This window comes from uncultured Nocardioides sp., assembly GCF_947488025.1.
In the GTDB taxonomy this organism is placed as follows: Bacteria; Actinomycetota; Actinomycetes; order Propionibacteriales; family Nocardioidaceae; genus Nocardioides.
Genome location: NZ_CANKYS010000008.1, coordinates 205,294 through 226,950 on the forward strand (window position 1 = coordinate 205,294; position 21,657 = coordinate 226,950).

Genomic DNA, 21,657 nt, shown 5'->3' on the forward strand with positions numbered 1-21,657 from the left:
GTCCGTGGGCCCGGACCCGCACTGCCGCGGCGGTGAGGCCGCTCTCACGCCGGTCGGGGACGACAGTGGGGAGGATCGTCCTCGACATGTCAGGACGATCCTCCCCACTCACGGCGCAGGTGCCTGCCGGTTCAGTCGGAGACGAACGTGCCCTGGCCGGCGACGCCGGGCTCGCCGACCGGGCGGGCCTCGCCGCCTGCGAGCGAGACGGTCACGGCGCCGTCGGACGACATCACGCGCACCGGCGGCGACGCCTTCAGCTCGCGGGTCTGGCCCACGGCCAGGTTGCCCTTGAAGACCTGCTCCCCCGCACCGTCGCGTACGACGACCTGCGCACCGCCCGAGGCGGCGCTGACCACGACCGCGACCGGCTCGGCCAGCGGAGCGGTGCCCGCGCCCTGCGGGCCACCGGAGCCGTTGAGGACCGGCGTGGCGCCGCGCAGCTCGGGTGGGGTGTCCATCACGAGCCGGGCGATCGACCAGGCCAGTACGAGCGCCATCACGACGGCGACCAGGACGGACCAGTTCGGGCCGCCCCGCGTGCCCCGGATGGAGCCGTGCGCGCCGGTGGCCAGCTCGGCCTCGAACACCCGCCGCGGGTTGATCGGGGCGTGGGCGTAGCGCTCGTCGTACGACGCCAGCAGGGGCGCGACGTCGATGCCCAGCACCCGCGCCAGCGTGCGCAGGTGGCCGCGGGCGTAGAAGTCGCCACCGCAGGGCTCGAAGTCGTCGACCTCGACGGCCTCGATCACGTGCGGACGGATCCGGGTGCGGTCGGCGAGCTGGTCGACGCTCAGGCCGAGACGGGTGCGGGCCGCAGCGAGCTCCGGGCCGATGACCGGGTCCTCGGCGGGCTCGACCTCGAAGTCGTCGAGCACGAGTGGCTCGACGGGCTCCCCCGGCCGCGCGATGGCGCGGACGCGGTCGCCCCACGACTGGGTCTCCTCGACCAGGCTGACCCGTCCGGGACGGCGCAGCTCGCGACCCTCCGGCTCCTCCTCGTCGACGACCACGTCGCGGCGCACCTCCGAGCGGCGGGCGGTGCCGGTCTCACGCAGCGCGGCCGGGGTCGGGCTCGCCACGACGACGGGCTCGACGACGGGCTCGACGACCACCGGTTCCGCAGGTAGCGAGGCCTCGGGGGCCTCGGTCTCCTCGACGGACTCTGCGACGTCGGCGGATCCGGCGGCCTCGACCTTGTCATCGACCTCGTCGGCAGCGGGCGCGAGGACGACGATCTGGCCGGCGTCGCGGGCGACGCGACCGAGCGCCTCGGTGAGGTCGCCGTCGGCACCGGTGACGCGCGTCGAGAGCCCGAGCGGCACCGCGAACGGCGCGCCGTGCAGCAACCGGGAGATGCTGGTGTGGCGCTTGCCGGTGCCGGTGAGCTCGGCCTCGATGAGCTCGAGGTTGTGCGGTACGACGACCAGGCGGCCGTCGCGGAGCAGGCCCCGTCGGGGCGTGTGCTCGACGTGGTGCACCGCCGTCCACGGCAGCCCGCGCCACGTGCGACCGAGCCGGATCCGGATGCCCTGCGCGTCCGCGACGAGCAGCGGGGTGCGGGCGTCGACGAGTCCGACGAGCCAGTAGGCACCCAGCAGGCCCATCGCGACCACGAAGGCCCAGTCGAGCGCGGACCCGGTCTGGGTCGCCCGAGCCAGGTAGGCGATGGCGACCGCGGACGCGGTCAGCCCGACGCCGGCGGCGACGGCCGCGCTGCGGCGTACCTCCACCGCGTCGGGAGCGACGGCGAGCGTCCCGTGCTCACCGGTCTCGTCGTGGATGTCGTCCTCGTGCACTGCTGCCTGAACTGACCTGGCGCCCATCAGGCTCCCCCCTCCAACGTGGCGATCACGGAATCGAGCTCGTCCGGCTTGACCAGGACGTCGCGGGCCTTCGAGCCCTCGCTGGGGCCGACGACCCCGCGGCTCTCGAGGATGTCCATCAGCCGGCCCGCCTTGGCGAAGCCGACGCGCAGCTTGCGCTGGAGCATCGAGGTCGAGCCGAACTGCGTGGAGACGATCAGCTCGATGGCCTGCACCACGAGCTCCATGTCGTCGCCGATGTCGTCGTCGAGCTCGCGCTTGGACTCCTTCGGCGCCGTCACGTCCTCGACGTAGGTCGGCTCGAGCTGGTCCTTGCAGTGCTTGACGACCTGGTGGATCTCCGCCTCGGTCACCCACGCGCCCTGGACGCGCACCGGCTTGGAGGCGCCCATCGGCAGGAACAGCCCGTCACCCTGGCCGACCAGCTTCTCGGCACCCGGCTGGTCGAGGATGACCCGGCTGTCGCCGAGCGAGCTCGTCGCGAAGGCGAGCCGCGAGGGGACGTTGGCCTTGATCAGGCCGGTCACCACGTCGACCGAGGGTCGCTGCGTGGCCAGCACCAGGTGGATGCCCGCCGCGCGGGCGAGCTGGGTGATGCGGACGACGGAGTCCTCGACGTCGCGCGGCGAGACCATCATCAGGTCGGCGAGCTCGTCGACGATGACCAGGAGATAGGGGTACGGCGTCAGCGTGCGCTCGCTGCCCGCCGGCACCTCGACCTTCCCGGCCCGGACCGCCTTGTTGAAGTCGTCGATGTGACGGAAGCCGAAGTTGGCCAGGTCGTCGTAGCGCATGTCCATCTCGCGCACGACCCAGGCCAGCGCCTCGGCGGCCTTCTTGGGGTTGGTGATGATCGGGGTGATCAGGTGCGGCACGCCCTCGTAGGCGTTGAGCTCGACCCGCTTGGGGTCGACCATGATCATCCGCACCTCGTCGGGCGTCGAACGCATCAGGATCGAGGTGATCAGCGAGTTGATGAAGCTCGACTTTCCGGAGCCGGTCGCACCGGCGACCAGCAGGTGCGGCATCTTCGCCATGTTGGCCACGACGAAGCCGCCCTCGACGTCCTTGCCGAGCCCGGCCACCATCGGGTGGTGGTCGGAGCGGGCCGTGGTGGACCGGAGCACGTCGCCGAGGGAGACGATCTCCTTGTCGGTGTTGGGGATCTCGATGCCGATCGCCGACTTGCCGGGGATCGGGCTGAGGATGCGGACGTCGGCGGACGCGACGGCGTAGGCGATGTTCTTCGACAGCGCCGTGACCTTCTCGACCTTCACCGCCGGGCCGAGCTCGACCTCGTAGCGGGTCACGGTCGGGCCGCGGGTGTAGCCGGTCACGGTGGCGTCGATGCCGAACTCGTCCATGACCTGCATCAGCCGCTCGACGACCGCGTCGCTGGCCTTCGAACGCGCCTTGTGCGGCGAGCCCGGCTTGAGCGAGGAGTTGTCGGGCAGGGAGTAGGTGATGTCGCCCGACAGCGCGAGCTGCTCGACCCGAGCCGGCAGCGGCGTGTGCGGCGGCGGCTCGACGGGGCCGGTCTCGTCCTTGCCGGCCGGGACCGCGGCGACCGCCGGGGTGACCTCGGTCGGCGCGTCCGACATCGCGTCGGTCGGGTCGGCGAACAGGTCGATGCCGTAGTCCTCGACCGGCTCGGCCGGCTCCTTCTTCTTGCGGCGCTTCCTGAGCTCGCGGTCGGAGAGCACCGGGCTGTCGTAGGCGGGGTCGCCCATCTCGGGATCGATCTCGTCGTCGAGCATCGACCGGCGGCGCGTGCGCACCGGCTTGGTCGGCTCGTCGTCGGCCGCGGCGTCCTCCACAGGCGTACGGCCCAGCGCCTTGTCGCGCAGCTCGGCGAGCCTGACCGGCACCTGGTAGACGGGCGTCGCGGTGATGATCAGGACGCCGAAGATCGCGAGGAGCGCCAGCAGCGGCACGACGACGTACGTCGTCTGCATGAGGTCGAGCAGGAGGCTCGAGGTGACGTAGCCGATGGCACCGCCGGCCTCCTGGAGGTTGGTGGCGTCGCCGAGGACCGGCTGCGGGTTGCCGTTGGCGATGTGCACGATGCCGAGGAGGCCGAGCGAGAAGGCCGCCCAGCCGATCACCTGGCGGCCGGCGGGGCCGTTGCGCTCGGGGTCGCGCAGCGTGCGCCAGCCGGCGTAGACGAGGAAGAGCGGGACGAACCAGCCCACCTTGCCCACGGCTCCGGAGGTGAGCGACCGCGCGAAGTCCATCACCCCGCCGGGCAGCTGCCACCACACGGCGGCGGCCACGACCATGGCGAAGCCGAGGAGGGACAGGCCGACCCCGTCGCGACGGTGCTCGGGGTCGAGGTCGCGAGCCGACTGCCCGATCGACCGGGCGACCGCGCCCACGCCGTGGGCGATGCCGAGCCACACCGCGGCGACGCCGCGCCCGAGCACGCCGAACGTGCGCGAGACCGGGCCCGCACCGCTGCGCACGGCACGAGGTGCCGGACGCGCGCTCGAGCCGCTCCGGCCCTTCGCTGACGAGCGAGGGGCGGGGCGCTTGCTGGTACTCCGTGATCGGGTGCTCGAACCCTTGGTGGTGCGCTTGGATCCAGACGTGCTCGAGCTCCGCGACCCCGGCGGGGAAGACGTACGGGTCGCCATGGTCCGACCCTACGGCCCGGTCACACCCGTCACATGGATCACACGAGTGCGTGTCGTCGGCGGCCACCCCTGGGGGGGCAAATAGTCCACCCTCCCTTCCCATTGTCGGACGTCCTACTTATGGTGAGCCGGGTCACTCGGGCGACTCTGGTTCCGAGTGCGACTCGGAAATCGGAGGAATGAGAGTGAAGCTCCTCAACAGAGGACTTGCACTCGCGGTCGTGGGGGCTGGCTTTGCCGCGCTCCCGACGATCGGCGTGCAGGCAGCACCGGCCGCACAGGCCGACCCCAACGGCGTCGCCGCCATGGCCGACCGGGCCAGTGGTGACGTCGCCGTCACGCGAGAGGAGGCGACCAAGAAGGTCGGCTTCATCCGCGTCAAGGGCGACGGAGACCTGCTCCCGTCCGTCGAGGGCAACTCCCTCGCCGCGGCGACCAGCAAGGCCGACACCTACCTCGACCGCTACGCCGCCAACTTCGGCGCGCGGCCGGGCGAGCTCGTCCGCAGCGAGGTCACGAAGTCAGCGGCCGGCTGGACCGCGACCTACACCCAGTCCTACCAGGGCGTCGACGTCTTCGGCTCGATGCTGCGCGTGCAGGTCGACCGCGAGGGCGACCTCACCTCGGTCAACGGCTACGCCGCCCCCGACCTGTCGCTGTCGGTCGACCCGCGCATCAGCGCGAGCGACGCCGGCAAGCGCGCCGTGGGCCTGGTCCGCGAGGACCCGCCGGCCCACGACGGCGAGACCGCCGACCTGACCGGCATCGAGCCCCAGGACACCGAGCTGGTCGTCTACCGCATGGGCGCGACCCGCGGCGAGGCCGGCGAGGCCGTGCTCGCCTACCAGGTCGAGGTCACCAACGACAAGAACGTCCGCGACGCCGTCTTCATCGACGCGCAGACCGGCAAGGCGCTCAACCGGTGGTCGATGGTGCAAGACGCCCTCAGCCGCGAGCTCTACGAGGCCACCGGCACCCCGCAGTCGCCGTCCCTGACGCGCGTGTGGAAGGAGGGCGACCCGTTCCCGGGCACCCTCAACAACGACCAGCAGAACCTCGTCAACTCCGCCGGTGAGTCCTACTGGCTCTACGAGAACGCGTTCGGTCGCGACTCCTACGACGGCGGCGGCGCCATCATGCGCACGGTCAACAACGACCCGCGGATCAGCTGCCCCAACGCCAACTGGAACGGCGTGACGACCAACTACTGCAACGGCGTCACCTCCGACGACGTGGTCTCCCACGAGTGGGGCCACGCCTACACCGAGTACACCTCCGGCCTGATCTACCAGTACCAGTCCGGTGCCCTCAACGAGTCCTACTCCGACGTGTGGGGCGAGACGCTCGACCTGATCAACGGTCGTGAGGACGAGGGCGAGAACTTCCAGGCCAAGCGCACCGTGGGCGACTGCGACAAGACCGCGCCTCCCGGCCTCGACATGCGCATCACGGCCCCGGCGAGCCTCGCCGGTCCGTGCGTCGCCGTGGCCGCGACCGGCGCCAAGCCGTTCCCGACCACCGAGATCACCGCTGAGGTCGTCGTCGCGCGCGACGCCGCCAACACGACCGGTCCCACCACCACCGACGGCTGCACCGCATTCACCAACGCCACCGCCGTGTCGGGCAAGTGGGCCTACGTCGACCGCGGCACGTGCCCCTTCGCCACGAAGGTGGCCAACGCCAAGACCGCCGGCGCCACCGGCATCGTGATCGGCAACAACAACGTCGACCCGCCGGCCGGCTTCTCCGGTGACCCTGCGCTCTACGGCGTGATGGTCTCCCAGGCCGACGGTGCCAAGTTCAAGAGCACCGCCAACCCCGTCAGCGTCGCGGTCAAGGCCGAGGACACGTCCTCGCGTCCCGACACCACCCGCTGGCTCATGGGAGAGAAGTCCACGGCCTTCGGCGGCGCGATCCGCGACATGTGGAACCCCACCTGCTACGGCGACCCGGGCAAGGTGACCGACGCCGAGTACAAGTGCGACCCGACCGGCGCCGACGCCGGTGGCGTGCACAGCAACTCGGGTGTGCCCAACCACGCCTATGCGCTGGTCGTCGACGGTGGCACCGACAACGGCCAGACCGTGACCGGCCTCGGTCTCGACAAGGCCGCTGCCATCTGGTGGCGCGCCCAGACCGCCTACCTCACGCCGCAGTCCAACTTCATCGACGCGGCCAACGCGTTCGAGCAGTCCTGCGTCGACCTGGTCGGCCAGCCCATCAACAAGCTGACCACCCAGCCCGACGCCGCGCCGGTGGCAGCCACCCCGATCACTGCGGGTGACTGCGCGTCGGTCGAGGCCGCCACGGCCGCGACCGAGATGCGCACCGAGCCGGTGAAGTGCAACTTCACGGCCCTGCTCGCCAAGGACGCCCCCGCCACCTGTGGCGAGGGCTTCACCGAGGACGTGCTGTGGAGCGAGGACTTCGAAGACGGCCTGACCGGCTGGACCGCCAGCAACGAGGTGGTCTTCGAGGGCGGCATCCACGAGCCCTGGAAGTCGGTGGACTCGGCCCCGGCCGGCACCGGCGACCCGCACGCCAGCAAGGTGGCCTTCGGCCCCGCCCCCGCCGAGGGCCAGTGCGTCAACGGCCCGGGCGACTTCTCCAGCCGCGACTCGATCGCGAGCCCGGTCGTGCAGCTGCCCGACAGCCTGCGCTCGGCCAAGCTCACCTTCGAGCACTACGTCGCCACGGAGATCGGCTATGACGGTGGCAACGTGAAGATGAGCATCAACGGTGGCCCGTTCACGGCCATCCCGGCGGCTGCCTACCTCTACAACGAGCCGACCACGCTCACCGGTCCTGCCACCAACACCAACCCGCTCGCGGGTGAGCCCGGCTTCACGGGCACCGACGGTGGCCAGACCAAGGGCAGCTGGGGCGAGTCGCAGGTCGACATCGCCGCGACCGGCGCCGAGCCGGGCGACACCGTGCAGCTGCGCTTCGACATCGGGCGCGACGGCTGTGGCGGCAACGAGGGCTGGTACGTCGACAACGTGCAGATCGTCGACTGCAAGCTCGTCAGCGCGACCGAGGCGGTGCACCGTCCTGAGCCGTCCACCTTCGGCACCGCGTCGACCGCCGAGGTCACCGTGAAGCGTGCCGGTTCCGTCGGCGGTGCCCCGGAGGGCACGGTCACCGTGACCGACGCCAGGGGCAAGGAGCTGGGCTCGGCCACCCTTGCGGACGGCAAAGCCTCGGTCGCCCTGCCGGCCGACCTGCCGGTGGGCACCCACTCGCTGACCGCCACCTACGAGGGCAGCGGCTCGCTGGCCACGTCCACGGCGACGTTCACCGCGACGGTGGTCGCGGGCAGCACTCCCACGCCCACGCCCACGCCCACCCCCACTCCCACCCCGACCCCGACGCCCGACCCGGGCAAGGTCGACTCCACGACGGACGTGAAGGTGAAGCCCGGCACGCCGCGCTTCAAGCAGGACTTCCGGATCGTCGTTCGGGTCGGGGCCGAGGGCACCACGCCCGCGGGCAAGGTCGTGCTGAGGATCGACGGCAAGCGCATGGGCATCTCGCGCCTCGAGGACGGCAAGGTCGTGTTCACGATCAAGCGCAACTACAAGCCCGGCCGGCACGTCGTGCAGGCCAAGTACAAGGGCTCGGACACGGTGCGGACCAGCAAGGAGCGCATCCGCTTCCGCGTGACACGTCGCTGACCCCGGTCACCGACTGACAGCAGCACGCGAGGGCCCCGACGGAGCGATCCGCCGGGGCCCTCGTGCGTCCCTCAGACGAGGCCGTTCAGCCAGGGCAGCACCACGAGCAGGGTGGGCAGCGCCAGGATGGCCGCGGCCAGCACGGCCACCGCTACTGCCTGCCAGGGGTGGGAGCGCGGGTCGCCCAGCACCTCCGCCCGGGCGGCGAGCGCCGGTCCCGTCGATCCGAGCGACCCGGCCGGTGCGGGCGAGCCCGCCAGCGTGACGAGGGCCGACAGGAGGGCCCGTCGATCGCCGCCGCGACAGGCCGCCCGGTCGGCGAGCACCTCGACCAGCACCTCCACCTCGCGACGCGCGGAGGCACTGGCGACCCAGCGCGGGAACGCCAGGTGGAGCACCGTGAACGCTTCCAGCACGAGGTCGTGACGGGCGCGCAGGTGGGACCGTTCGTGCCCGAGGACCGCGTCGAGCTCGGCCGGGGCCAGGCGGGTGAGGGTCGAGCGCGAGACGACGATGCGCGCGCCGCTCATGCCCGGCACGCAGTAGGCCACCGGGACGTCGTGGTCGAGGACGGAGACTCCCCCGTCGAGCCGTGCCACCAGGTCGACGCGCTCGCGGTGGAGCCGTCGCATCCGGCGCAGCGACGTGCCCGTGCGGTGTCCGCTCAGCAGCAGCCGGCCCAGCACCACGACCGTGATCGCCCCGGCCAGCGCGGCCACCACGACGTCGCCCGGTCCCGCCGCGCCCTGCCGGAGCCGTCCGGTCACCAGCGCGAGCCCGGCGCCGAGCGCTGCCAGGACCGCCGCCAGCGCCGTGCTCTGCCACAGCAGCATGGCTGCGGCCGGCGTACGACGGAGCCGGGGCCACCGCGAGAACGCCCACGGCAGCGGGCCGGCCAGCAGCACAGCGAGCGCGCCGAGGACGACAGGGGTCGGCATCGCGGCGGCGGTCAGGACAGGTCGTCGAGGGCGCGACGCAGCGCGGCAAGGTCCTCGACGCTGGCCTCCCCCACGAACGAGACCAGTGCCTGCTCGCGGTCACCACGCGTGCCCTCGAGCGCCTCGTGCATGAGCTCGGCGGTCATCGCGGCGCGGGTGAGCCGCGGCGCGTAGCGGAACGCGCGCCCGTCGCGCTGTCGTACGACGAGGTCCTTGCGCGCGAGCCGGTCGAGCACCGTCATCACGGTCGTGTAGGCCAGGTCGCGACCGGCGAGCCGGTCGTGCACCTCCCGGCCGCTGGCGCCGGGCGCGTCCGAGCCCTCCGAGCGGCCGGAGCGGCCGGACACGTCGAGGTCCCACAGCGCCTCGAGCACGGCCTGCTCGAGCTCTCCCATCCGGGACCTTGGACTCACGGATCAAGAGTCTAGAGGCCCTGACCGCTGAACTACGACACGGCGTAGTATCTACTACACTTTGTAGTAACTCCTTCGCCGAAAGGGCCCCATGGACGTCCTCGAGATCGCCCGCTGGCAGTTCGGGATCATCACCGTCTACCACTTCCTGTTCGTGCCGCTGACGATCGGGCTCACTGCTGTCATCGCCGGCCTGGAGACCGCCTGGGTGCGCACCGGCAAGGAGGACTACCTCCGGCTGACGAAGTTCTTCGGCAAGCTCTTCCTCATCAACTTCGCCATCGGCGTGGTGACCGGGATCGTGCAGGAGTTCCAGTTCGGGATGAACTGGTCGGACTACTCCCGCTTCGTCGGGGACGTCTTCGGCGCCCCGCTCGCGGTCGAGGGGCTCCTCGCGTTCTTCCTCGAGTCGACGTTCCTCGGCCTGTGGATCTTCGGGTGGGACAAGCTCCCCAGGGGCCTCCACGCGGGCTGCATGTGGCTGGTGCACCTCGGCACGCTCGCGTCGTCGTGGTTCATCCTGGCCGCCAACTCCTGGATGCAGCACCCGGTGGGCTACCGCTTCAACGCCGAGGCCGGGCGCGCCGAGCTGATCGACTTCTGGGCGGTGATGTTCAACAAGGTCCAGGTGGTGACGTTCCCGCACGTGATCTTCGCGGCGTACATGACCGCGGGCACCTTCCTGCTCGGGGTCTCGGCCTACCTCTACATGAAGAAGAAGCACGAGGCAGACCGCCCGATGTACCACCGCGCGATCCGCATCGGTGCGGTCGTCACGCTGCTCGCCGGGCTCGGTGTCGCGATCACCGGCGACCTGCAGGGCAAGGTGATGACCGAGGTCCAGCCGATGAAGATGGCGGCCGCCGAGGGCCTCTACGAGACCAGCGACAGGTGCGCCCCCTTCTCCGTGTTCACCGTCGGCACCCCGGACGGCAAGGAGGAGAAGTTCGCCGTCACCGTCCCGTGCCTGCTCTCGTTCCTCGGCACCGGGTCCTTCGACGGCACCGTCGAGGGCATCAACCCGCTGCGGGAGGAGTACGCCGAGACCTACGGCTCCGACCCGACCTCGAAGGCCTTCACCGAGGGCGACTACACCCCGGTGATCCCGGTGACCTACTGGTCGTTCCGCTTCATGATGGGCCTCGGGTTCTTCGCCGCGGCCGGTGCGGCGCTCATCCTGTGGCTGACCCGCAAGGGGCGTACGCCCGGCGTCCGCTGGCTCGGCGTCCTGGGCCTCAGCCTCCCGATCGCGACGACGCTGGCGTCGTCGTGGGGCTGGATCTTCACCGAGATGGGCCGGCAGCCCTGGGTCGTCTTCGGCCTGATGACCACCGAGTCCGGCGTCTCGCCGGGCGTCTCGGTCTTCGAGGCCGCCACGTCCCTCATCGTGCTCACCGCGCTCTACGCCGTGCTCGCGGTGATCGAGGTCAAGCTCCTCGTCACCTACATCAAGAAGGGCGCCGATCCCTACGAGGAGCCGCCCCGCGTCAAGGTCGGCGGCTCCGACGACGAGGACGCCCCGCTCACCTTCGCCTACTGACCCGCCTACTGACCCGCCTGCTTGATGACGAGAGAGACACCATGGAACTGACCACCGTCTGGTTCGCCCTGATCGCCGTGCTGTGGGTCGGCTACTTCTGCCTGGAGGGATTCGACTTCGGCGTCGGGATGCTGCTGCCCGTGCTCGCCCGCAACGAGACCGAGCGCCGCGTCATGATCAACACGATCGGTCCGGTGTGGGACGGCAACGAGGTCTGGGTGCTGGTCGCGGGCGGTGCGACCTTCGCCGCCTTCCCCGAGTGGTACGCCACCTTGTTCAGCGGGTTCTACCTCCCCCTCCTGCTGATCCTCGTCGCCCTCATCGTGCGCGGGCTCGCCTTCGAGTACCGCCACAAGCGCGGGCACGACACCTGGAAGGGACGGTGGGACCTCGCGATCATCTGGGGCTCGTTCGTGCCGGCCCTGCTCTGGGGCGTCGCCTTCGCCAACATCGTCGCCGGCGTGCCGATCGACGCCAACAAGGAGTTCACCGGCACCCTCTTCACGCTGCTCAACCCCTACGGCCTGCTCGGCGGTCTCGTCACGCTGACCCTCTTCGCCACGCACGGCGCGATGTTCGTCGCGCTCAAGACCGACGGTGACATCCGCCACCGCGCCCGTGACCTGGCCGTGCGGATCGGCGCCGTGGCAGCCCTGCTCGCCGTGGTCTTCCTGGTCTGGACCCAGCTGAAGACCGGCAGCGCGGTCTCCGCGGTCGTGTTCGTCGTCGCTGCGCTCGCGCTCGTCGGCGGGCTGCTCGCCGCGATGGGCGGGCGCGAGGGCTGGGCGTTCGTGGGCACCTTCGTCACCATCGCCCTCGCCGTCATCGGCCTGTTCGTCGCGTTGTTCCCCGACGTGATGCCCTCGTCCACGGACCCGGCGTACTCCCTCACGACGACGAACGCCGCCGCGACGGCGTACACGCTCAAGGTGATGACGTGGGTCGCGGTCGTCTTCACCCCGATCGTGCTCGGCTACCAGGCGTGGACCTACTGGGTGTTCCGCCGGCGGATCGCCGTGCACCACATCCCCACGGCCGAGCTGGCCGAGACCCCGGCGTCGTGAAGCCGCTCGACCCGGCGGCGCTCCCCCACCTCCGCCCCGCCCGCGGCGCCTTGTCGCTGGTGGTGGCGAGCGGGGTCGTCGGCGGCCTGGCGACGGTGGCGCAGGCCTTCGCCCTCGGCGCCCTCGTGGTCGCCGCGGTCACCCCGCCGGCCGGTGGCTGGCACGGCCCCGCGTGGGCGTTCGCCGGTCTGGTGCTGCTGCGGACCGCGGCGGCGTACGTCGGTCAGCGGGCGGCGGCCCGTGCTGCGGGCGAGGTCTCCGGGGCACTGCGCCAGCGGCTGCTGGACGCGGCTCGCCGGAGCGACGACCTGCCGCCGGCCCGCCTGGTGGTGCTGGCCACCCGCGGTGTCGCCGGGGTCGAGCCCTACGTCACCCGCTACCTCCCCGCCCTGGTGCCCGCCGCGGTCCTCCCCCTCGTCACGCTGGCTGCGATCGCCTGGCTCGACCCGCTCTCCGGCCTCGTGGTCGCGCTGACGCTGCCGCTGGTGCCGGTCTTCGCCGTGCTCGTCGGCCTCACCACCCGCGATCGAGCCCGCACGCAGTGGCGCGAGCTCGAGGCGCTCTCGGGCCACTTCCTCGACGTGGTGCGCGGGCTGCCGACCCTGGTCGCCCACCGGCGCGCCGCGGCGCAGGTGGAGACCATCCGGTCGGTGACCCACCGCTACCGGCGCGCCACCGTCGACACCCTGAAGGTCGCCTTCGCGTCCTCGTCGGTGCTGGAGCTCGTCGCGACGCTGTCCGTCGCGCTGGTCGCGGTGACGGTCGGCCTGCGGCTGGCCTCGGGCAGCGTCGGCTTCGAGGTCGCGCTCATCGTCCTGCTGCTCGCCCCCGAGGCCTACTGGCCGCTGCGCCGCGTCGGCGCCGAGTTCCACGCGGCGGCCGAGGGCACGGCCGCGCTCGCCGACGCCGACGACCTGCTCGCGCGGGCCGAGACTCGAGGGACCGGCACGGCCCTGCCCACCTCCACCGGCCTGGTGCTGTCGGGGCTGGAGATCGGCCACGCCCCGGGGCCCGCCCTCACCCGCCCGCTCGACCTCGAGCTTCCCGACCGCGGCCTCGTCGCGATCGCGGGTCCCTCCGGGTGCGGCAAGTCCACGCTGCTCGCCACCCTCCGCGGGGAGCTGCGGCCGCTGGCCGGGGACATCCGCGTCGGCGGCACGCCGCTCGACGACCTCGAGCCGGGGTGGTGGCGCAGCCTGGTCGGCTGGGCGCCCCAGCGGCCGTGGCTGCTGGCCGACACGATCGCCGCCAACGTCCGGCTCGCTCGCCCCTCGGCCGGCGACGACGAGGTGTGGGACGCGCTGCGCAGCGTCGGCCTCGACGACGCCGTCCGCGCCCTCCCCCAGGGGCTCGACGCGCCGCTCGGCGAGGACGGCGCCGGCCTGTCCGCGGGCCAGCGGGCCCGCGTCGCGCTGGCGCGGGTCGTGCTCGCCGGTCGACCGGTCGTGCTCCTCGACGAGCCCAGCGCCCACCTCGACGAGGAGACCGAGCAGGTCCTGCTCGACACCCTCGCGCTGCTGGCCCGACGCAGCCTGGTGGTCGTGGTGGCCCACCGGCCGGCCGTGCTCGCCGCCGCGGACCGGGTGGTCGACCTGGCCCCGGCGCCGGTCCCCGCGACGGTGGCGGCTCCCGGCACCGACCGGGCCGAGCCGGAGGTCGTACGCCGCCACCCGACGGCGGCCCCTGTGCCCATCGGTCGCGCCTCGCTCGACGACGAGGGGCGGCCCCGCTGGGGCATGCGGACCGCCACCGCGCTCGGGGCGCTGTCCACCGCGTCCGGTGTGGCCCTCACCGCCACCGCGGGCTGGCTGATCACCCGGGCCAGCGAGCAGCCCCCCGTCCTCTACCTGATGGTCGCCATCGTCGGGGTCCGTCTCTTCGGGCTCGCGCGCCCGGTGCTGCGGCACGCCGAGCGCGTGCTCAGCCACGACGTCGTGCTGCGGGAGCTGGCCGAACGGCGGGCGCAGGTGTTCGCCGACCTCGTCCCGCTGGTGCCGGGCCGCCTCGGCCCGCGCCGCGGCGACCTGCTCACCGGTGTCGTCGACGACGTGGACGCCCTGCTCGACGACCGGCTCCGGGTGCGCCAGCCGCTCGTCACCGCGGCACTCGTCGGCGCGGGTGCCGCCCTGCTCACCGCCCTCGTCGCGCCGCTCGCCGGGGCGGTCGTGCTGCTGGTCACCGCCGCCGGCGGGCTCGCGTTCGTCCTCGCCCGCCGCGGTGCCGCTGCCGCCGAACCGCTGCTGGTCGCCCACCGGGCCCGGCTCGGGACCCGGGTGGAGGAGCTCGCCCACGGCCTGCGCGAGCTCGAGCAGTGGGGCGCCACGGACCGGGCCCTCACCGCCGTCCGCGCGGAGTCGACCGCGCTCGCCCGGGCCGTACGCCGCTCCTCCCGCGCCGTCGCCGCGGGCACCGCCCTGACGAGCGCCGCGGCCGGTCTGGGGGTGGTCGCCGTCGCGGCCCTCGTCGACCTGTCGGACACGTCACCCGCGCGCCTGGCCCTGCTGCTGCTCGTGCCGCTCGCGCTCGCCGACGCCTTCGGCGGGCTCGCCGACGCCGGAGCCCTGTCGGTGCGGGCTCGTGCGGCCCGCGGGCGCCTCGACCGGCTCACCGCCACTCCCCCGGCTGTGGCCGACCCCGTCTCGCCCGAGCCCGTGCCGGCCGGCCACGACGTCGTGGTGCGCGGGGCCGAGCTCGGGTGGACCGAGCGTCCGGTGCTCGCGCTCGACCGCCTCGTCCTGCGGCCCGGCGAGCACCTGGGGGTCACCGGGCCGTCGGGCTCCGGGAAGTCGACCCTCGCCGCCAGCCTGGTGCGCTTCATCGACCCGGTCCGTGGCGAGGTGCTGCTGGGCGGGACCGACCTGCGCCGGCTCGCGCTCGACGACGTACGCCGCCGGGTGGGCCTGGTGGACGACGACCCCCACGTCTTCGCCTCGACCGTCGCGGAGAACGTCCGGCTGGCGCGGCCGGACGCCGGCGACGAGGAGGTCCTCGACGCCTTGCAGCGGGCCCGCCTCGGGGCGTGGGTGGACGCGCTCCCCGCGGGCATCCACACCCACGTCGGCGCCGGGCGGCGGGACGTGTCCGGGGGTGAGCGCGCTCGGCTCGCCCTGGCGCGCTCGCTCCTCGCGGACCCGCCGGTGCTCGTGCTCGACGAGCCGACCGCCCACCTCGACGGACCCACCGCGCGGGCCGTCGCACACGAGATGCTCGGCTCGGCGGGGCGTGCCGGCCGGTCGATCCTGTGGATCACCCACGGCACGGTCGGGCTCGACGAGATGGACCGGGTGGTGCACCTCGAGGCGGGGTCCGCCGAGCTCAGTCGGCCTGCTCTCGCAGCGAGCGCAGCGGGAGCGTGAAGGTGAACGTGCTCCCCTGACCCAGCTCGGAGGACACCTTCAGCGTCCCGCCGTGCGACTCCGCGATCCGTTGCGCGATCGGCAGGCCGAGGCCGGTGCCGGGCACCGACAGCGCGTTGGGGTTGGTGGAGCGGTGGAAGGCCGAGAACACGTTCTGCTGGTCGGTCACCGAGATGCCGAGGCCGGTGTCGGTGACGTGCACGCTGACCTCGTCGTCCCCGACCGTCATCGCCACTGACACCGAGCCGTCCTCGGGGGTGTACTTGACGGCGTTGTCGACCATGTTGTCGATCACCCGGGCGAGCTCCTCGGGGTCGCCGAAGACGATCACCGGAGCCGGTCCCGGGCGGTCGAAGTGGAGCCGCACCCCTGCCTGCTTGGCGCGGATGTCGAGCAGGTCGACGCTGGCCTCGCACAGCTCGGAGAGGTCGACCGCGCGCCGCACGGTCTCGCGCCGCCCCTGGATGCGGGAGTAGTGCAGCAGGTTGGCGACGAGGTTGTTGAGCCGGCCGGCGTTGCGGATGATCGCGTCGATCGAGGCGAGGTCGGGGTGCCGGTCGGCGATCAGCTCGGCGTGTCCGAGGATCGCGGTGAGGGGCGTCTTGAGCTCGTGGGAGATGGTCGCGATGAGCTCGCTGCGGTAGCGCGCGAGCTCGCGCAGCTCCTGCACGAGGCGTTGCTCGGTCTCCAGCACGCGCGAGGCGCGCACGGTCTGGGCGAGCAGTCGGCACACCTCGAGCACGGCGTCGGCCTCGTTGGCCGTCACGGTGCGGGCGTGGCGGGCGAAGCCGAGCACGAGGTAGCCGACCAGGTCGTCCTGCGAGACGAGCGGGGAGACCAGCGCGCGGTCCACCCGCATGCCGCGCATCAGCTCCTGCATCCGGGCGGCGCTGCGGGGCAGCTGCGGTGACGACGGGTCGTCGACGCCGAGCTCGATGAGGACGGGGAGGTCCTCGAGCCGCGTGAGGTCCTCACGGATCTCGGGGACGTCGTGCTCGGAGGTGAAGGTGTACGGCGTCCCGACGCCGAGCTGGCTGCCCTGGGCGTCGCTGGGGAAGGTGCGCACGACCGTCTGCACGGTGCCGAGCGACTCGGCGACGGCGACCACGGCGGCGCCGAGCGCCTGGGACAGGTTCTGCGCGGTGGCGGCGCCGGCGACCGTGGTGAGCATGCGGTCCAGACGCACGCGGTCGGTGAGGCGCTCGCGCTCGCGGGCGTTGGACAGCGCCACGCCGGCCTGCACGGCGAACATCTCGAGCAGCTCGCGGTCGGCCTCGTCGGGCACCCTGCCGTCGGCCGGCAGGTCGACGGCCATGTTGCCGAGGAGCTCGCCTCCCGCCGAGTAGAGCGGCGCGTAGAGGGCGTGCTCGGGGTGCCACGCGTCCGGGTCGCCGGTGGGCTGGAACTCCGGGATCCACGCCGCCTGCAGCCGCGCCGGGGACATCCGGCCCGCAGGCACGAAGCGGAGGATGCCCCACTTGTCGGCCTCGCGGAACTCGTCGAGGATCTGCTCGGCCGGGGTGCGGCGGTGGAGGATCTGCGCGACGACGTCGGGCGGGCCGGCCACGTGGGTCATCACGAGCGTGTCGCCCTCGAGGCGGGCGATCGCCGCGACGCCGTAGCCCAGCACGTCGACGACACCGTGCGCGATCTCCTCGAGGATCACCTCGGTGTCGGTGGAGGAGTTGACGCGGCGCATCAGCTCCGCCAGCCGGCTCAGCGCGCCCTGGCTGCGCGGCATGTCCACCTCCCCACCCAGGCCTGCCGGCCCCGCTGCTGCGGGTGGAGCCGGTCCCGCGTCGATGCTAGGGCCGTCAGGCCTCGATCACCACAGGAATGATCATCGGGCGGCGACGGTGAGCACGGTTGACCCAGCGCCCGACCACCCGTCGGATGGTCTGCTGCAGCTGGTAGCTGTCGTTGGTGCCCTCGGCGACGGCGGCGTCGATGGCGTCGATGATCGGCTGGCGGATGTCGTCGAAGGTGGACTCGTCCTCCGCGAAGCCGCGGGCATGGATCTCCGGGCCCGAGACGACCTTGCCGGTCACCGAGTCGACGACGACGATCACCGAGAGGAAGCCCTCCTCACCGAGGATCCGGCGGTCCTTCATCGAGGCCTCGGACACGTCGCCGATGGTGGTGCCGTCGACGAACACGTAGCCGACCTCGACCTTGCCGGTCACCTTGGCGACGCCGTCGACCAGGTCGACGACGACGCCGTCCTCGGCCAGGACGACGTTCTGCACGCCGGTGGCGCGGGCCAGGTCGGCGTTGGCGCGCATGTGGCGGACCTCGCCGTGCACCGGCATCACGTTGCGCGGCTTGACGATGTTGTAGCAGTAGAGCAGCTCGCCGGCGCTGGCGTGGCCGGAGACGTGGACGAGCGAGTTGCCCTTGTGCACGACGTTGGCGCCGAGGCGGGCGAGGCCGTTGATCACCCGGTAGACGGCGTTCTCGTTGCCGGGGATCAGCGAGCTGGCCAGGACGACGGTGTCGCCCTCCTCGAGGTGCACGAAGTGGTGGTTGTTCTGCGACATGCGGCTCAGCGCCGCCAGGGGCTCGCCCTGCGAGCCGGTCGAGATCAGCACCTGCTTGTGCGGCGGCAGGTCGGCGAGCTCCTTCGCCTCGACCATCACACCGGGCGGCACGGTGAGGTAGCCGAGCTCCTGGGCGATGGCCATGTTGCGCACCATCGAGCGACCGACGTAGCCGACCTTGCGTCCGTGGGCGACAGCAGCGTCGAGCACCTGCTGGACGCGGTGCACGTGGGAGGCGAAGCAGGCCACGATGATCCGCTTCTCGCTCTTGGCGAAGACCCCGTCCAGCACCGGGGAGATGTCCTTCTCCGACGTCGTGAAGCCCAGCACCTCGGCGTTGGTGGAGTCGGTCAGGAACAGGTCGACGCCCTCGTCGCCGAGGCGGGCGAACTCGTTGAGGTCGGTGATGCGTCCGTCGAGCGGCAGCTGGTCCATCTTGAAGTCGCCGGTGTGCAGCACGACGCCGGCGCCGGTGCGGATGACGACCGCCAGCGCGTCGGGGATGGAGTGGTTGACCGCCACGAACTCCAGCACGAAGGGGCCGAAGGTGATGGTCTGGCCCTCGGCCACCTCGTAGTGGACCGTCTCCTTGAGCCGGTGCTCGCGCAGCTTGGAGCCGAGCAGGGCGAGGGTCAGCTTGGAGCCGACGAGCGGGATGTCGCCGCGCTCGCGCAGCAGGTACGGCGTCGCGCCGATGTGGTCCTCGTGGCCGTGGGTCAGCACGAGCGCCTCGACGGCGTCGAGCCGGTCCCGGATCGGGTCGAAGTCGGGGAGGATCAGGTCCACGCCGGGGTGGTGGTCCTCGGGGAACAGCACGCCGCAGTCGACGATCAGCAGCCGGCCGTCGTACTCGAACACGGTCATGTTGCGGCCCACCTCGCCCAGTCCGCCGAGCGGGATGACCCGGAGGCCTCCGGCCGGGAGGGGGGCGGGCGCGCTCAGGTCGGGGTGGGGATGGCTCAAGGTATTCCTCGGGTTCGGGGGGTCAGGAGTTCAGATGAGGCCGGCGGCAGCCAGGCCCGTGCGGAGCTCTGCGACCTCGTGGTCGTCGAGCGCGACGAGCGGGCCGCGGACGCGGCGGTTGTCGAGCACACCGAGCAGCTCGAGGGCTGCCTTGGCGGTGGTGGCTCCGTAGTTGGGGACGCCCATCACGGCCTCGAAGGCCGGCAGGAGCGCCGTGTGGATGCGCAGGGCCTCGGCGTGGTCGCCGCGGACCCAGGCGTCGATCATCGACGCGAGCTGGTCGCCCGCGGCGTGCGCGACGACCGAGACCAGGCCGACCCCGCCGTAGGCGAGGTAGCCCAGGGTGGCGACGTCGTCGCCGGAGTAGACGGCGTAGCCCATGTCCACGAGCTGTGCCGTGCGCGGCAGCAGGCCGGAGGCCTCCTTGACCGACGTGACGTGGTCGTAGCGGCGCATCGCCTCGTAGGTGTCGAGCTCGATGAGGCTTGCCGTGCGACCGGGGACGTCGTAGAGCATGACCGGCAGCTCGGTCGCCTCGGCGACGGACGTGAAGTGGTGGCGCAGCCCGACCTGGCCGGGCTTGTTGTAGTAGGGGCTGACCAGCAGCACCCCGTCGACACCGACCTTCTCCGCCTGGCGGGCCAGCTCGACCGAGTGCGCGGTCGCGTTGGTGCCGACGCCGGCGATGACCGTGGCGCGGTCGCCGACCGCGTCCTGGACCGCCCGCAGGATCTCGCCGTCCTCGGCGACGGACGTGGTGGGGCTCTCCCCCGTCGTGCCGCTGACCACGACGCCGTCGTTGCCGTGGGCGACCAGGTGCGCGGCGATCTGCGCCGTGCCGTCGAGGTCGACGCTGCCGTCCTCGTGGAACGCGGTGGCCATCGCCGTGAGGAGGCGGCCGAACGGGACTGCAACACTCACGCGCGTACTCGCTTCGCTCCGTGCGCGCGTGAGGCACGTGCCGCACTGCACCGTTCGACTCGCTCGCTCCGCTCGCTCATGGTCGAAGGTTATCGCTCCTCCTCCGTCGCGCCGTGGTCGCCGAGCCGCGAGCCGGTGTCGGACGGGTGGTCTACGGTCACGGCATGGCGTACGACGAGGAGCTGGCGCGGCGCATCCACGACGTCCTCGACGGGGAGCCGGGGCTGACGTCGAAGAAGATGTTCGGCGGGCTCGGCTTCATGCTCGACGGCCACATGGCGGTCGCGGCCGCCAGTGACGGCTCCCTCATGGTGCGCGCCGACCCGGCCGACGCCGAGGGGTGGGTCGACGGCTCGTCGGTGGCCCCGATGGAGATGCGCGGGCGCGCCATGACCGGGTGGCTGCTCGTCGCCGCCGACGCGCTCGCCGACGACGACGGGCTGCAGCTCTGGGTCGGCCGTGGGGTCGCCTTCGTGCGGACGCTGCCGCCGAAGTAACCGGTTGCCGGCGCCGCACCGATGGCGTTGGCTGGCGCCGTGACGCTGTCCCTGGACCTGCCCGCGCACCTGACCGCCGCTGACTGCGCCCTCGTCGCGGCCCTCGCCGAACGCAATCTCGCCGCGCACGGCGACGGTCTCCTCGGTCTCGTGCTGTCGGGGTCCGCCGGCCGTGGCATGGCCACCGAGCGGTCCGACCTCGACGTCTTCGTCGTGCTGGGCGACGAGGCAGCCGCCGAGAGGACCACGGCGCACTCGTCGGACGTGGACGAGATCCCCTGGTCGCGGTCCGAGCTCGACGCGCCCGGAGCCTTCGGCACGGAGGACTGGTGGCACCGCTGGTCCTGCGCATGGGCGCCGGTCGTGCTCGACCGCACGGGCGGCGCGATCGTCACCGCGCTACGACGCCAGGCGACCCTGACGCCCGAGGAGGCCGACGCGGTCCTTATCGACCACGACCGGCTCGACGGCTGGATCAACTTCGCCTACCGCGCCCTCAAGAGCGACCGCGACGGGCGCCCGCTCGAGACCCGCCTCGACGCGGCCGAGTCGGTGCCGTGGCTGCTCGACGTGGTCTTCGCGATCGCCGGGCGGGTGCGCCCCTACAACAAGTACCTCGCCTGGGAGCTGCGGACGCACCCGATCGAGGAGTGGCCCGCCGACGATCTGCTCGGACTCGTCCAGCGCACGCTCGAGGGCGACGTCGACGCGGTGCGGGAGACCTTCGTCCGGGTCCGCGCGGCGTGCTCGGCGTACGACGCCTCGCGCGGGCACTCCCGCACCACCGACATGATCGCGGGCTGGGGTGACGAGCTCCGGCTCCTCGAGGTCCGCCCCGGCTGAGGCTGGCTCAGACCTCGCCGGCCGTCGCCCGCAGCACCGGCAGCACGTGGTGCTCGAGCATCGGCGCCAGGTCGTCGGGGTGGTCGTCCAGCGGGGTCCAGCGGACCTCCGCGATCTCGGCGGACGCGACCGGCTCGGCGTCGGACTCGACCCAGAACACCGTTGAGTGCAGGGTGTGGCCCGGCTCGTTGGCGGCCTCCGAGTGGAACTCGCCCAGCAGCGTGGCCGACCCGATCTCGAGCCCGACCTCCTCGTAGGTCTCCCGCAGCGCCGCGTCCTGCGCCGACTCCCCCGGCTCGAGCTTGCCGCCGACGAGCATGAACCGCTCGGTCCCCCGCTTGCGCACGGTCAGCAGGTGCCCGTCTCGCACCAGGGCGACCGCCGCCACGACGATGTGCCGGTCATGGGCGACGTCCATGGGGCCGAGCATCGCAGGTTGCCCCGGACAGCAC

14 protein-coding genes are annotated in these 21,657 nt (G+C 72.4%); 6 read left to right on the plus strand and 8 right to left on the minus strand.

Annotated features, from left to right (window positions below):
• Nucleotides 1–131: 131 nt before the first annotated feature.
• On the minus strand, nt 132–1,826 hold the full coding sequence (locus Q1B24_RS14705) for a helix-turn-helix domain-containing protein (RefSeq protein ID WP_299930126.1): 1,695 nt from the start codon (nt 1,824–1,826) through the stop codon (nt 132–134).
• Complete coding sequence (locus tag Q1B24_RS14710) at nt 1,826–4,459, minus strand: DNA translocase FtsK (RefSeq protein WP_299930129.1); 2,634 nt, start codon at nt 4,457–4,459, stop codon at nt 1,826–1,828. Before Q1B24_RS14710 ends, Q1B24_RS14705 begins: the two co-directional genes overlap by 1 nt.
• Before the next feature lie 185 nt (nt 4,460–4,644).
• Here Q1B24_RS14710 and Q1B24_RS14715 point away from each other — a divergent pair, with 185 nt between their 5' ends.
• Nucleotides 4,645–8,133: a M4 family metallopeptidase gene (locus tag Q1B24_RS14715; RefSeq protein ID WP_299930132.1), complete on the plus strand. Its 3,489-nt coding sequence runs from the start codon at nt 4,645–4,647 to the stop codon at nt 8,131–8,133.
• Nucleotides 8,134–8,204: 71 nt separating this feature from the next.
• Here the strand turns inward: Q1B24_RS14715 and Q1B24_RS14720 are convergent, their stop codons facing one another.
• Together Q1B24_RS14720 and Q1B24_RS14725 are read right to left on the minus strand one after the other, a co-directional pair.
• Nucleotides 8,205–9,071 (minus strand): M56 family metallopeptidase, encoded by an 867-nt coding sequence (locus Q1B24_RS14720; protein ID WP_299930135.1) that lies wholly within the window; start codon nt 9,069–9,071, stop codon nt 8,205–8,207.
• Nucleotides 9,072–9,082: 11 nt separating this feature from the next.
• A complete protein-coding gene (locus Q1B24_RS14725) occupies nt 9,083–9,484 on the minus strand; it encodes a BlaI/MecI/CopY family transcriptional regulator (RefSeq protein WP_299930139.1) in 402 nt (133 codons plus the stop codon).
• Nucleotides 9,485–9,575: 91 nt separating this feature from the next.
• Between Q1B24_RS14725 and Q1B24_RS14730 the strand changes: the two genes are divergently transcribed.
• The 3 genes from Q1B24_RS14730 to cydD are packed head-to-tail and all read left to right on the plus strand — an operon-like array spanning nt 9,576 to nt 15,444.
• Nucleotides 9,576–11,024 (plus strand): cytochrome ubiquinol oxidase subunit I, encoded by a 1,449-nt coding sequence (locus tag Q1B24_RS14730; RefSeq protein ID WP_299930142.1) that lies wholly within the window; start codon nt 9,576–9,578, stop codon nt 11,022–11,024.
• A 41-nt stretch (nt 11,025–11,065) separates the two neighbouring features.
• A complete protein-coding gene (gene cydB, locus Q1B24_RS14735) occupies nt 11,066–12,088 on the plus strand; it encodes a cytochrome d ubiquinol oxidase subunit II (RefSeq protein ID WP_299930145.1) in 1,023 nt (340 codons plus the stop codon).
• Nucleotides 12,085–15,444, plus strand: a complete 3,360-nt coding sequence (gene cydD, locus Q1B24_RS14740; protein ID WP_299930148.1) for a thiol reductant ABC exporter subunit CydD — start codon at nt 12,085–12,087, stop codon at nt 15,442–15,444. Before cydB ends, cydD begins: the two co-directional genes overlap by 4 nt.
• Here cydD and Q1B24_RS14745 read toward each other — a convergent pair.
• From Q1B24_RS14745 to dapA, 3 genes are all read right to left on the minus strand, one after another.
• Entirely contained in the window at nt 15,404–17,185 is a 1,782-nt protein-coding gene (locus tag Q1B24_RS14745; protein WP_299930151.1) for a GAF domain-containing sensor histidine kinase, read from the minus strand. The genes cydD and Q1B24_RS14745 overlap by 41 nt on opposite strands.
• 73 nt (nt 17,186–17,258) lie before the next feature.
• Nucleotides 17,259–18,944, minus strand: a complete 1,686-nt coding sequence (locus tag Q1B24_RS14750) for a ribonuclease J (RefSeq protein WP_299930155.1) — start codon at nt 18,942–18,944, stop codon at nt 17,259–17,261.
• Nucleotides 18,945–18,974: 30 nt separating this feature from the next.
• Nucleotides 18,975–19,865, minus strand: coding sequence for a 4-hydroxy-tetrahydrodipicolinate synthase (gene dapA / locus Q1B24_RS14755; RefSeq protein ID WP_299930157.1), 891 nt, complete (start codon nt 19,863–19,865; stop codon nt 18,975–18,977).
• Between the two features lie 164 nt (nt 19,866–20,029).
• Between dapA and Q1B24_RS14760 the strand changes: the two genes are divergently transcribed.
• Together Q1B24_RS14760 and Q1B24_RS14765 are read left to right on the plus strand one after the other, a co-directional pair.
• The gene (locus Q1B24_RS14760; protein WP_299930160.1) at nt 20,030–20,362 is read left to right on the plus strand and encodes a TfoX/Sxy family protein; all 333 of its coding nucleotides are present in this window, start codon (nt 20,030–20,032) and stop codon (nt 20,360–20,362) included.
• Nucleotides 20,363–20,401: 39 nt separating this feature from the next.
• Entirely contained in the window at nt 20,402–21,205 is an 804-nt protein-coding gene (locus Q1B24_RS14765; protein WP_299930163.1) for a nucleotidyltransferase domain-containing protein, read from the plus strand.
• Nucleotides 21,206–21,212: 7 nt separating this feature from the next.
• Here Q1B24_RS14765 and Q1B24_RS14770 read toward each other — a convergent pair whose 3' ends face one another.
• Nucleotides 21,213–21,623 (minus strand): NUDIX domain-containing protein, encoded by a 411-nt coding sequence (locus Q1B24_RS14770; RefSeq protein ID WP_299930168.1) that lies wholly within the window; start codon nt 21,621–21,623, stop codon nt 21,213–21,215.
• Between the last annotated feature and the right edge of the window lie 34 nt (nt 21,624–21,657).

Coding starts and splice junctions, on each gene's coding strand:
- Q1B24_RS14705 (WP_299930126.1), bottom strand. CDS start 1,826: ATGGGCGCCAGGTCAGTTCAGGCAGCAGTGCACGAGGACGACATCCAC.
- Q1B24_RS14710 (WP_299930129.1), bottom strand. CDS start 4,459: ATGGCGACCCGTACGTCTTCCCCGCCGGGGTCGCGGAGCTCGAGCACG.
- Q1B24_RS14720 (WP_299930135.1), bottom strand. CDS start 9,071: ATGCCGACCCCTGTCGTCCTCGGCGCGCTCGCTGTGCTGCTGGCCGGC.
- Q1B24_RS14730 (WP_299930142.1), top strand. CDS start 9,576: ATGGACGTCCTCGAGATCGCCCGCTGGCAGTTCGGGATCATCACCGTC.
- cydB (WP_299930145.1), top strand. CDS start 11,066: ATGGAACTGACCACCGTCTGGTTCGCCCTGATCGCCGTGCTGTGGGTC.
- Q1B24_RS14745 (WP_299930151.1), bottom strand. CDS start 17,185: ATGCCGCGCAGCCAGGGCGCGCTGAGCCGGCTGGCGGAGCTGATGCGC.
- Q1B24_RS14760 (WP_299930160.1), top strand. CDS start 20,030: ATGGCGTACGACGAGGAGCTGGCGCGGCGCATCCACGACGTCCTCGAC.
- Q1B24_RS14770 (WP_299930168.1), bottom strand. CDS start 21,623: ATGGACGTCGCCCATGACCGGCACATCGTCGTGGCGGCGGTCGCCCTG.